Genomic DNA, 11,465 nt, shown 5'->3' with positions numbered 1-11,465 from the left:
AAAAAAATTAAGGAAAGGGGGCGACAACATGACAAAGAGATTCGGAGCTCTCTTATTAGCTACCACACTCTTAATATCGTTATTCACTATCTCTGTTCCTGCGAATCAAGTATTTGCCTCTACAACGGCAAAAGTAAATGCAACTACTCTCAACATTCGGGAGAAGCCGACCACATCGTCCAAGGTTATCGGGAACTACAAAAAAGGGCAGACGATTACCATCACCCAACAACAAAATGGATGGTCCAAGGTTCCTGTCGGTAAAAAAAACCGGATGGGTATCCTCAAAATACGTTACGGTGATTAAGCCGACTGCGTCTAAAGCAGCTGTCGCAAGCGGTACCAAGTATTATGTGACGGCCACTACCTTAAATATTCGTAAATCACCAAGCACTTCTGCTGCACGGGTTGATTCAGTAAAGAAAAATGCAGCGGTCACATTGTACGAAAAGAAAGGTTCATGGGGAAGGGTAAAGACAGCATCCGGCAAAACTGGATGGGCTTCGCTTTCTTACCTTACGACGAAGGCACCAGCCGCACCAAAACCTGCAGCAAAGGCTCCTGCAAAGTATTACGTGACGGCTACTTCTTTAAATATTCGTAAGTCGCCAAGCACTACTGCGGCCAAAGTTGATTTGGTCAAAAAAAATGCGGCGGTTTCTTTATACGAAAAGAAAGGGAGCTGGGGAAAGGTAAAAACGGCATCCGGCAAAACTGGATGGGCTTCACTTTCCTATCTTACGACGAAGGCGCCGGTTGCACCGAAACCTGCACCAAAGCCGCCGGTTACAACGTCTTCCGGTAAATCGTATGTAGTCATTAGGACAGACGGTGTAAATATCCGCAAAAGTGCATCTACTTCTGCAGCTGTCGTAACGAAAGTAAACCGAGGAACAAAACTTGAGAAAATTTCTGTAGATAACGGCTGGGTTCAGGTCAAAACCAGTACCGGAAAAACGGGATGGGTAGCGAACTGGCTTGCTACTACAGCGGGTAAGGGTGTTAGAGGCAAAGTGATCGTTCTTGATCCAGGCCACGGAGGCACTGATTCTGGCGCAGTCGGAAAAACCCACAATGAAAGATCCATCAACTTGTCGACTGCCAATGAACTGAAGACTCTTCTTCAAAATGCCGGTGCAAAGGTCATCATGACCCGCACCTCTAATACGAGCCGTAAATTAGAGCTCAGCGAACGTGTTGCAATCAGCCATCAATATAAACCGGATGTTTTCATCAGCATTCATTACAATTCCGGCGGAAATGCAACTGGAATAGATACCTTCTATGACGCAAAATATGGCAATGAAAAAGAACTTGCCACTAGTATTCAGAATGAACTTATTAAGAGTACTGGAAAGAAAAACCGGGGCGTAAAACCTGCGGAATTCTACGTTGTTAAATACAACGAGATGCCTTCTATTCTTGTAGAGCTTGGATTTATTTCAAATCCTACAGAAGAAAAGGAAATCGCAACAAAAGCCTATCAGCAAAAAGCCGCACGAGGCATTTACAATGGATTGAATAAATATTTTAATCTATAAGAATATGAAAGAAACCTTCATCTCCGGAACCCTTTCCCGAGATGAAGGTTTCTTTTTTTTTAGACCAAATTCGTGGTTTTCTAGAGCTTAAATATCAAATATCGATAGAGTTATCTAACAAAGTCTTTATTTATGAATAACCGTTTCCATAATTGTTCCTTTTTTACGCATTCCCTCCAGAGTGCTCCTGAAATAATGAAAGGAACGCTGAAAGATTGGACTTTGGATGAAGGTATACAGAAAGCTGACAACGAAAACAGGACCGCCCAAAATGAAACCGATGACCAGCACTACGCTTTCAACAATGATTCTTGCCTTGCTGACGGAAAGGCCGGTCTTCTCTGAAATCGATAGCATAAACCCGTCTCTTGGACCTGCACCTGCCCCGGAAGCGACATACATTCCTCCACCCGTACCTGCAAGTATAATACCCACAAAAATAATCAGATAATCAATCCACGTATACGTCGCCTTTGGCAGCATATCCGTCCATAAAAAAAAATCCATGATCGGACCAATCAGTAAAGCATTCAGAAAGGTTCCTAGACTAATATATTTCCGATCCATGACAAGTGTGATCATCACAAGGAAAAACCCGCATAAGACTGACCAAGTTCCGATGGTGAAGCCCAATCTTTCAAACAAGGCGACATTCAATACCTCCCATGGATGGAGGCCGAGAAATTGCACCTCTACGGCAATGGCGTTCCCTAATCCAAAAAGAATTAATCCACCAAAAAACATAACCCACTTCACAAAGATATACATCCTCTTGCCCCCGCTGTTCTGTTTTCAAGAAATAATAAAACAAATATAACACATTATGCATTGTTGTTTAATGCCTGCTTTACGTAAACTTACCAATTACTAATGTTTCATTGTGAATCGAAGAAAGTCAACTGCTTTAGCTGGGGGAGTATCAGCTCAACTTATCTCAGCTTTTTGCAGTCGGTCTGTTTCTTGGGAATCTGACAAAGATTTAACTTAATGGGCCTATTTGGAGGCTAGCAGTTCAGCAACTCACCTCGATTGCGAAATACGCCATTATTGCTATCTCTGCATCGTGGCGCTGGATTGGCTATGGCGTGGCGCCATCCATCCTCATCTCGGGGGTTTGGCGTTAGCGGTAAGAATTTTGCGGCAATACTTCTAAACGCTGGGGAAAAAGATTGAAAAAAAAAGTCTGTGAATAAAGAAATCGGAATCAATTTGGGCTCGATGATCTAAGTTTGTGTTCGAAGATATGAATTGGCGGTCGATGATCTGAGTTTCTGCTCGATAATTTGAATTTGTGCTCGATAATTTGAATTTGTGCTCGATTTTCTGAATTTCTGCTCGATTATTTAAATTTGTGCTCGTTAATCCAGATTTCTGCTCGATGACCTGAATTAGTGTTCGATGAACCTAATTTCTGCTTGATGACCTGAACTTCTGCTCGATGATCCTAACCGAATTTCCGCTCGACTATCTTTCTCATTACAAGGATAGACCTACTATTTAATATCATGATAAAGCTAGAGCCCGTCAGTTTAGCCCGGTTCTTTTTGGGGATTATACAAATATAAGTCCGGGACCATTTAATTGACTTCCCATTTTTATATGACGTACAATGAGCAAATCATCTACACCGCCATTTCGTGATGAAACAAAAAGAGAATTTTTAGCATTAGTATCATTAAATGGACGGATACTAACTGCCAAAGAACTTTTAAATTAAAAAATGAGGTATACATAATGGGACCCCCATCAAGAAAGAAAAACCTGTCACTAATTTTATTATTAAGTAATTTATTTATAGCGTTTTTGGGAATTGGCTTAGTTGTTCCGATTATGCCTTCCTATATGAGAGCCTTAAATTTATCCGGCGAAATCATGGGGTACCTGGTGGCAGCTTTTGCCTTTGCTCAATTGGTCGTTTCACCGATTGCCGGCGTTTGGGTTGATAAATACGGGAGAAAAAAGCTGATTGTTTCGGGTCTCTTCGTTTTCGCTTTTTCGGAGCTGCTTTTCGGGTTAGGGAATCATGTTTCGGTTCTTTTTTTATCGAGAATTCTAGGTGGAATTGGTGCCGCGTTCATTACGCCTGCAGTTACCGCGTTTGTGGCAGATATAACCTCCCTTGAGGAAAGGCCTAAAGCCCTGGGGTATGTCTCGGCCGCAATAAGCGCGGGCTTCATAATCGGACCGGGGGTTGGCGGATTTATTGCTGATTTAGGTGTACGGGCTCCATTCTTCTTTGCTGCCGGCATTGCGCTTGTAGCTGCTATCTTCTCATTAATCCTCCTGAAAGAGCCTTTATCGAAAGAACAATTAACGGAAATGGGAAGCAATAAAGTAAGGATAAGCTTTATAGGAGAGTTGAAGAAATCGTTTCACCCTTTGTATTTTATCCCCTTAATTATTGTATTTGTTCTTGCTTTCGGATTGGCCGCCTATGAAACCATGTTCGGACTTTTTGTTGATGAGAAATTTGGCTTCACTCCGAAGGATATATCCATACTTATTACAGTGGGGGCGATTTTCGGGGTCGTTGCACAGGTAGTCATATTTGGAAAACTCGTTGAAAAAATAGGCGAGAAAAGACTCATTCAAATCACACTTCTGGTGGCTGCCATCTTTATATCGCTCTCTGTGTTTATCAGTGGCTATTGGATAGTCATGATCGTCACCTTTATTGTTTTTTTAGCTTGTGACTTACTTCGCCCTGCATTAACAACAATGCTTTCGAAGCTGGCAGGAGACGAGCAAGGCTTCGTCGCAGGAATGAACTCCACATACACAAGTCTGGGAAATATCATCGGACCTGCTTTGGCAGGAATCCTCTTTGACTTGAATATCAACTTGCCTTATATCTTTGCCTCAATTGTGCTCATGGCTGGATTTATCTTGACCATAGTATGGAGAGGGCAACAAAAAGTTGAAGCATAAATTAGAAAGCATCGTAGATATCATCCAATTTTTGGATAACTCTGCTTTCTTTGCTACCCTTTAGAGGAAATGGTTATATTACCGCTATTTGAGACCTCTTTAACCAGATAATGGGGGGCAGTATTTTCACTTACTATTAACTGGTTGTACCAACTCGAAACATCCGCAGCGGCAGCAGTATTTCATCCTGTATCTCTCTTGCAAACATGCCTTAACTGTGGATTCTAGAGAGAATTAATCAACTCGCAGAACATTCTAGATATTGAGGATATTGTTTAGTGATTTATTAAGCCAGCCAAATTAATTGGTTGGTTTTTCTATTTTCCTTCAGGTTTCTACCGAATTCGACAAAAAATACCAAAAACCGCTTGCGAACTCATGTGCGTTGTGATAAAAATAAAGAATAATCCAATAATTAATAGGATTATAATTTTTTTCTAAGGAGTTTTTGAAATGAACAAAACAGAATTCGTTGGTCAAGTAGCAAAAACAGCTGGTCTTTCACAAAAAGATGCAGCTAAAGCAGTAGATGCAGTATTCTCAACAGTTTCAGGAGCATTAAAAAAAGGTGACAAAGTTTCACTAATAGGTTTTGGTAACTTTGAAGTTCGCAGCCGTGCTGCACGTAAAGGCCGTAACCCACAAACAGGTAAAGAGATTTCTATCGCTGCAAGCAAAGTACCAGCTTTCAAACCTGGTAAAGCGCTTAAAGAAGCTGTAGCTGGCAAGAAGAAGAAGTAATAGAATCATATTTTAGAGCATTCATACGATCTTCGCAAAGTAAGAGGGTGTCCATTAGGACACCCTCTTACTTTTTCCCGCTATTTCCTGATCGTATAATTCCCATGGCGAACGACAGTGTTTGGCGTTTCATAATCCAAAACTTGGGCCATTTCCTTTGAAATCTCGACCAGAACACTATTTTCTCTTACTTGAAATACGATTCCTTCACATGAGATTTCTTTTCTTTCAAAAAGAATCGTATCACCTACTTTTGCCTGTTTCCTACTATATGAAATCTTATTTGCTTCTTGCATAATAGAATTCTCCTCATAATTTACTTTTGGAGATTAACGAACCACAAGCTTTTCACATGCGTTGGACAGATTCTGCAAACATTCTACCCGATGTTTTTCGTCCCCTACGAAATCATACAAAATTTCATACTCCAGTCCGGAATTTATGATAGATATATAATCTTCCCTAGTCAACGCTCTAATTTGGTTCTTTTCCAGATAACTTAGGATTTCACTTTCAAAGTACTCTACACTTCCGTATAACACAGTCAACTTCCGACTCACCTTTCCTATTCGAATTTCTCTGTTTTATTAATAATTCTGTCATTTAAAATTAGATTGCTGTTTAGTGAATATCTATATATCTATTAATGATAAAACTTTAGAGGTGGAATTTCAACAATTTTCGCCATTTTTTAACAAATTTTTTATCTTTACCCTTGGTAATAAACTTCTAAACTTGCTAAAATGCTGGCTTCAAGCCATAAAAAAACCGTCCGGTGCTTGGAACACTAGACGGTCTATAAATAGAACCATTCCTATAAATAAAAAGTGACCAGATGACTTCCTAAGAATTAGAATACACACAAACGTGCTGCCCCGATAATACGATTTCCTTCTCACAGTTCATCCCAATCTTCTTTGCTACTTCTCGCGAAGCCAAATTTCCAGGTTGAATCAAGGCAATTAATCTTTTTTTGCCTAGTTGATTGATTCCGTGATCCCTGAGAGCCTTCGCTGCTTCTGTCGCATAACCCTTACCCCAATAATCCTGGGCAATCCAGTACCCTATTTCAATTTCCTCTTCCCGATCAATTACCTGAGGAACTAGACCAGCATGCCCAATTGGCGTGTTGTCTTCTTTCCGGACTAGTACCATCAATCCCAAATCCGGCCCGGCTTCGTATGTACAATATATCCAATCCAAAAATTTCTTTGCTCCATTTCTCGTTTGCCCATTCCCAATATATTGAACCATTTTAGGATCTGACAACAAAGAAAACAGGAATTCGAAATCTTTTTCTTCATATGGTTGAAAATATAATCTTTCCGAAAGAATTGTCATTATAAATCTCCCTTCCAACACCCGTTAATTGAAAAAATATGGTAATATAATCCACAAGATGATAAGGGGGGATAAGAATGCGAGAAAGTTTTGGTATCCTTTCTATTATGTTCTTTATCTTAACATTATTGTTTTGGATTTGGATTGGACCATCACTACCGGCAAATGGACAACAAGGTACTAATCTCATACTTATGTTGGCTGGTATTTCCCTGCTATTTGCGATATTAGGAAAAGGGAAATGGAGATTCGTAACTTTAATCGGAATACCTTTGGTTGCAGTTTTTACCTTTGTGTATGCATTCTTAATTTTCTTTTGAAAACGGGCAGAGATTAAGTGATTTTTTGGATGCAAAATTCCTTATGCTACCAGACATGGCCGATATATGAAACTTAGCGTTGTGTTTACACCTTTAAAAAAAGCCTTCTATATTTTAATAGTAGGCTTCTTCTTGGAACTTCTCACTCTCTTTTATACTTCACATTTCATCCTTTATGAAATTCATCTTTTCCTCTTTCATATTGGACTAAGTTGCCCCGATAGTTAAAATAAGACTGTTATTAAACAACTTTTTCTTGTATGGTTTTATTTAGAACAATAAGATTATTTACTCTCAGCCATTTGTTCCAAATATGGTTGTAAATAATCTTCACAATCAAAAAAACTTGTTATTGATTCTTTATTGTTTTCTATATAAATTACTTTTTGAAATTCAGGTTTTTCACCTTTAATCAGAAGTTCCTCAGTAAAATTTTGATAGTTCAAAATTAATTCATTTGATGTGATGCTTAACTTAATATGATAAAGAATTACTAAAAAATCATAGATGCCACCTTTTTTAATAAAAAGGGGGGTGCACTTTTCAATGTGATTGTTATTAGAAATACCTAACTCTTCAGCAAGCTCTCGTAATACACTTTCTTCAATGTCAAAATAATCTCCTTTTTTATCTTCCCAACTCAAACCTCCCGCAACACACTGTAGCCTACCTGGATAAGCAGTGTGGTTTCCCATTTCACCGAAAACAAATTTTGAATCCTTAGTTTCCACTAATCCAGCCCCAAAAACAACTTTGCATCCTTCTTCATCTGTAATATGATTTCTAACAGTATGTAAATAGTGAGCATAATCAGTACAGTTTAGTATGATATTGTACAAATCTCCCTGTTCAATTATAGAATAAACATTAAAAACTTCTCCCCGATGAAATGAGTTATGTTGGTTTATCTCCATCCAAAATTCCTCAATTTCTCTCTTTCGTTTTGAAGATAATTGAACAATGCTCTGGGAATATTCAACTATCACTTCTTTTGTCAGTGGTGTTAATACTATTGGCTTCATAGTGTATAACCCTCCTTTTCTTCAACCTGCCTCGTTATTTCTATTTAATCAATTATCTAGATTACTTAATGTTCTTTTTAATTACCACCTCAACAAAAGCTACTACTAATAATATTTTCAAATAAAATAGAAAATATAGATAAATAATGTATGAAATGTTTAGTTCATCAGTAGTAGTAATAAGAAATAATATCCAATAAATGTAAAATATTAACCATATTAAATTAGTAAAATAAAGTTTACTTTTCAATAAAAAATACGATATTGCCAGAAGAATTATAGACATAAATGTATATTGTAGTAATGAATACGAAATTTCATTAAAATCCTTTTTATTAAATGCCCAATAACACAAAATAAATCCTGATATAAATAATAATATTGAAAAAGATACAAAATATGTTTTTTTATTTCGTATCATAATCTACCACCTAATTTTTAAGGCAGCTATACAAAAATAAGATTGCCTCTTTATTATTTTATTCTATATAAGTTGAACTATAGATTTTCCTGAATTGCACTTGATTCCATCCTTATACACAGTCGGTCAATGACTGTCATAGGATTTATATTCTTCATAAAAGCCTGGACGTTCTTGCGAATTTCAGCTGTGGTATAAAGAAAGGCGCCTGATTATGGAAAATCATCCCCTGACCAATTCATATAAGCAATAAAAGGCATTTCCTTCGTATCTTTACTACGAGAGGTTTAAAGCAATATTTTTGATGGGGTACATAATACTAATTCATATGACCTTCAACTAAGTCATAACATCTCTCTTCTGTAATCCGTGCTTGTATGCTTATATATTCTAATGATTCCATAGTGCCCCCCTCAAACTTCAATGATTCTTTCTGTGCCGTTTCATCTCTGTATATGATCCATTCTCGCTGTTCTTCTCTTAACCTATCCATTTCATTAGCAGAAAGTTGTTTCTCTAAAGTTCCATAGATATCATTTAAAGCATTATCCCATCTTGTGAAAATTTCCCCATAAGCCTGGCCCATTTCTACTTGTGTTCCAGTTTCCAATACTTTATCAAATTCACCTAAGCTTTTTTTTATTTCATTAAGTTTTATAATATATTTTGCCTTTTCACCTAACACAGGGGAGGATGTATTCTTTTTTGACGCATTGGTTTCTTCATTGTTTTTTGTATTAGGTGATTCAGTATTGTTTTTTTTACTTTCCATACTTTGTGAATCTGCCTTGGTTTCTTTTTTGTTTTCCGTACTTTGTGAATCCGTTTTGGTATCTTCATTACTTTTTATATTTTGTGAATCTGTCTTAGTGTCTTGATTACTATCTGTATCATTTTCTGACACTGGCTTTTCCTCTTCCGCAGCCTGATCATTTGCTGAAGTGCCGCATCCCACTAAAAATAGAGAAAGGAAGAGGGGCATTACTATTAATTTCTTCATTATTTTTTCCTCCATATTGAAAGGTATTGATATTAATTATAAGCGTTTCGGCGTCTGGCTTTTCTCCTTTTTCATTCCATTCAAAGGCAAGCAAACAAATACAGTTGTGCCTTTACCATACTCGCTTTTCACTTCGATGGTTCCCCCATGTTTATCGACGATATTTCGGGTGATCGCTAATCCAAGCCCTGTGCCAATAGATTTTGAATCAATTTTGTAAAAAGAATCCATTATATACTTTAATTTTTCCTGCTTGATCCCAATACCATGATCTTGGATTTTCAGGACTGCCATGTCTTCTTTTAAGTATTGAAATATTTGAATTTCACTGCCTCTTTCAGAAAACTTAATTGCATTATCCAACAAATTTAATAATACCTGACGTATCTTGTTGCCATCAGCATTAATTAAAACAGGGGTACATACTAGTTTCATCTGAACGTCTTTCTCGTTAGCTGTATTTTGAAGCTGTAACGTTACATCTTTAATTAGTCTATCAAATTCGATGACGGTCGGGACAAGTGTGACCCGGTTTGATTCGTACCTAGAGAAATCTAATAGATCTTCAACTAAATTCATAAGCCGTTCAGATTCACTGTTAAGCATACGCAATCCGAATTTCGTTTCTTCTTCCGTTAAGCCGTCCGGTGACTCCATTGTCTCTACCCAACCCTTTATCCCCGTCAAAGGCGTTCGAAGCTCATGTGAAATCGAAGAGATGAAATCTGTTTTTAGCCGATTCATTTTAACGATTTCTTCAGCCATATAATTAAGCGTTTGCGACATTTCTCCAAGTTCATAAGGAAAGGTTTCTTCTATTCGTTTTTCAAACCGGCCCTTTGACATCTCCTGAGTAAACTGAATAATCTTATTAACAGGCCTCACAATGGAATCTGCCAGGCGAAGGCTTACAAGAAAGACAATGGCTGCAACACCTAGACATATTAAGAATCCATATCCTAGTAAACTGCTAATTAAATCCTGCACCATAGTTAATGAAGAAACATAACGAAGGACTCCTACTGTCTGTCCTTCAAACAAAAGAGGTGTGTAGACAGCCAAAACTTTCTTTCCTGATTTTTGCAGTTCCTCTTTTTTATATATGGTCTGATTGGAAAAGACATCTGGATCGATGGAGTAGGTTTGTTCTTCGTAAAAGCCTGTTGAAGATTGAATAAGTTTACCATCATTATTCAATAGCTGTAATTCAGCTCCATCATATTGATAGCTTTTGATCACAAGGTCGCTATAGTCCTCAAGATTCCCATAATAGAGTTCATTTCCCGTTTCCCAAATAGGGTTGATGGCTTCGGCATGATTTTGAAAAGTATTGGCTATTCCCTGGTAATAATACTTTGTTAACGCTCCCCCATACACAGCCATTACCAATCCTAAAGTCAGGGTGATAATAATCATGAAATATAGAATGACTTTACGTTTCATCGACTAACCCTTCCATAGATATCCACGTCCCCAATCGGTACATAAAAAGACTGGGGAGGAAGGATTACTTTCTATTTTCTGGCGAATGCGCCGAATGTTGACGTCAACTACTTTTATATCACCTACATAGTTTTGACCCCAAACCTCATCCAACAGTTCGTCTCTTGAAAACACTCTGTTCTGATGAGTCATTAATAAATGGAGAATCGAATATTCAGTTGGTGTTAGGTTGATCTCCCTGCCTGAGCATAGCAGTCTTTTGTTTTCTAATTCTAACTGGAAGGGACCTGAGGCAACCCTTTCACTGTCCTCTAGTGAAACCCTTTCGCTTAAATTGATCCTGCGCAAAAGCGAAAAAATTCTTGCTTCTAACTCAACGATGCTGAATGGTTTAAACAAGTAATCATCGGCTCCGAGTATAAGACCTTCCACCTTATCTTCCTCTTGAGTTCTGGCTGTTAGCATAATAATCCCAACCGTCTGGTTTGCCTTTCTAATTTCCTGACAAACTTCGAACCCGTCTATCCCAGGAAGCATGAGATCAAGCAGTACGATATCAAATTGTTCCTTTTGAAAAAAGCTCAATGCATCTTCTCCTGTTTCCGCTTCCCAGACATCGTAGCCTCTCTTTTTCAGATTTAAGCAAACAAAACTGCGTATAGATAGTTCATCTTCAACAACAAGGATTCTATTCATTTTTCTCCCTCA

12 protein-coding genes are annotated in these 11,465 nt (G+C 37.9%); 5 read left to right on the top strand and 7 right to left on the bottom strand.

Going from position 1 to position 11,465, the window contains the following annotated elements; translation table 11 throughout:
* Positions 1 to 28 precede the first annotated feature (28 nt).
* Both D0463_RS08235 and D0463_RS08230 read left to right on the top strand, forming a co-directional pair.
* Positions 29 to 307, top strand: a complete 279-nt coding sequence (locus D0463_RS08235; protein ID WP_117306925.1) for an SH3 domain-containing protein — start codon at positions 29 to 31, stop codon at positions 305 to 307.
* Positions 300 to 1,541 (top strand): N-acetylmuramoyl-L-alanine amidase family protein, encoded by a 1,242-nt coding sequence (locus D0463_RS08230; protein WP_160118382.1) that lies wholly within the window; start codon positions 300 to 302, stop codon positions 1,539 to 1,541. Before D0463_RS08235 ends, D0463_RS08230 begins: the two co-directional genes overlap by 8 nt.
* 126 nt (positions 1,542 to 1,667) lie before the next feature.
* Here the strand turns inward: D0463_RS08230 and D0463_RS08225 are convergent, their stop codons facing one another.
* Complete coding sequence (locus D0463_RS08225) at positions 1,668 to 2,309, bottom strand: YczE/YyaS/YitT family protein (protein ID WP_117306923.1); 642 nt, start codon at positions 2,307 to 2,309, stop codon at positions 1,668 to 1,670.
* A 966-nt stretch (positions 2,310 to 3,275) separates the two neighbouring features.
* Here D0463_RS08225 and D0463_RS08220 point away from each other — a divergent pair.
* Together D0463_RS08220 and D0463_RS08215 are read left to right on the top strand one after the other, a co-directional pair.
* On the top strand, positions 3,276 to 4,469 hold the full coding sequence (locus D0463_RS08220; protein WP_117306922.1) for an MFS transporter: 1,194 nt from the start codon (positions 3,276 to 3,278) through the stop codon (positions 4,467 to 4,469).
* Between the two features lie 453 nt (positions 4,470 to 4,922).
* Positions 4,923 to 5,210, top strand: coding sequence for an HU family DNA-binding protein (locus D0463_RS08215; protein ID WP_117306921.1), 288 nt, complete (start codon positions 4,923 to 4,925; stop codon positions 5,208 to 5,210).
* Between the two features lie 80 nt (positions 5,211 to 5,290).
* Here the strand turns inward: D0463_RS08215 and D0463_RS08210 are convergent, their stop codons facing one another.
* Entirely contained in the window at positions 5,291 to 5,506 is a 216-nt protein-coding gene (locus tag D0463_RS08210; protein ID WP_117306920.1) for a DUF2187 family protein, read from the bottom strand.
* Between the two features lie 547 nt (positions 5,507 to 6,053).
* On the bottom strand, positions 6,054 to 6,551 hold the full coding sequence (locus D0463_RS08200) for a GNAT family N-acetyltransferase (RefSeq protein ID WP_117306918.1): 498 nt from the start codon (positions 6,549 to 6,551) through the stop codon (positions 6,054 to 6,056).
* Positions 6,552 to 6,628: 77 nt separating this feature from the next.
* On the opposite strand from D0463_RS08200, the gene D0463_RS08195 reads away from it, so the two are divergent.
* Entirely contained in the window at positions 6,629 to 6,871 is a 243-nt protein-coding gene (locus tag D0463_RS08195) for a hypothetical protein (protein WP_117306917.1), read from the top strand.
* Positions 6,872 to 7,155: 284 nt separating this feature from the next.
* Here D0463_RS08195 and D0463_RS08190 read toward each other — a convergent pair whose 3' ends face one another.
* From D0463_RS08190 to D0463_RS08170, 4 genes are all read right to left on the bottom strand, one after another.
* Positions 7,156 to 7,893, bottom strand: coding sequence for a hypothetical protein (locus D0463_RS08190; RefSeq protein ID WP_117306916.1), 738 nt, complete (start codon positions 7,891 to 7,893; stop codon positions 7,156 to 7,158).
* A gap of 740 nt (positions 7,894 to 8,633) precedes the next feature.
* Entirely contained in the window at positions 8,634 to 9,314 is a 681-nt protein-coding gene (locus D0463_RS08180) for a lysozyme inhibitor LprI family protein (protein WP_254052744.1), read from the bottom strand.
* A 36-nt stretch (positions 9,315 to 9,350) separates the two neighbouring features.
* Positions 9,351 to 10,757, bottom strand: a complete 1,407-nt coding sequence (locus D0463_RS08175; protein WP_117306914.1) for a sensor histidine kinase — start codon at positions 10,755 to 10,757, stop codon at positions 9,351 to 9,353.
* A 3-nt stretch (positions 10,758 to 10,760) separates the two neighbouring features.
* A complete protein-coding gene (locus D0463_RS08170) occupies positions 10,761 to 11,453 on the bottom strand; it encodes a response regulator transcription factor (RefSeq protein ID WP_117306913.1) in 693 nt (230 codons plus the stop codon).
* Positions 11,454 to 11,465: the final 12 nt, after the last annotated feature.

The sequence above is a fragment of the Bacillus sp. V59.32b genome (assembly GCF_003429085.1).
Lineage (GTDB): Bacteria > Bacillota > Bacilli > Bacillales > DSM-1321 > Peribacillus.
This window is presented reverse-complemented; position numbering and strand designations above follow the sequence as displayed.

Coding starts and splice junctions, on each gene's coding strand:
- D0463_RS08235 (WP_117306925.1), top strand. CDS start 29: ATGACAAAGAGATTCGGAGCTCTCTTATTAGCTACCACACTCTTAATA.
- D0463_RS08225 (WP_117306923.1), bottom strand. CDS start 2,309: ATGTATATCTTTGTGAAGTGGGTTATGTTTTTTGGTGGATTAATTCTT.
- D0463_RS08220 (WP_117306922.1), top strand. CDS start 3,276: ATGGGACCCCCATCAAGAAAGAAAAACCTGTCACTAATTTTATTATTA.
- D0463_RS08215 (WP_117306921.1), top strand. CDS start 4,923: ATGAACAAAACAGAATTCGTTGGTCAAGTAGCAAAAACAGCTGGTCTT.
- D0463_RS08210 (WP_117306920.1), bottom strand. CDS start 5,506: ATGCAAGAAGCAAATAAGATTTCATATAGTAGGAAACAGGCAAAAGTA.
- D0463_RS08200 (WP_117306918.1), bottom strand. CDS start 6,551: ATGACAATTCTTTCGGAAAGATTATATTTTCAACCATATGAAGAAAAA.
- D0463_RS08195 (WP_117306917.1), top strand. CDS start 6,629: ATGCGAGAAAGTTTTGGTATCCTTTCTATTATGTTCTTTATCTTAACA.
- D0463_RS08190 (WP_117306916.1), bottom strand. CDS start 7,893: ATGAAGCCAATAGTATTAACACCACTGACAAAAGAAGTGATAGTTGAA.
- D0463_RS08180 (WP_254052744.1), bottom strand. CDS start 9,314: ATGAAGAAATTAATAGTAATGCCCCTCTTCCTTTCTCTATTTTTAGTG.
- D0463_RS08175 (WP_117306914.1), bottom strand. CDS start 10,757: ATGAAACGTAAAGTCATTCTATATTTCATGATTATTATCACCCTGACT.
- D0463_RS08170 (WP_117306913.1), bottom strand. CDS start 11,453: ATGAATAGAATCCTTGTTGTTGAAGATGAACTATCTATACGCAGTTTT.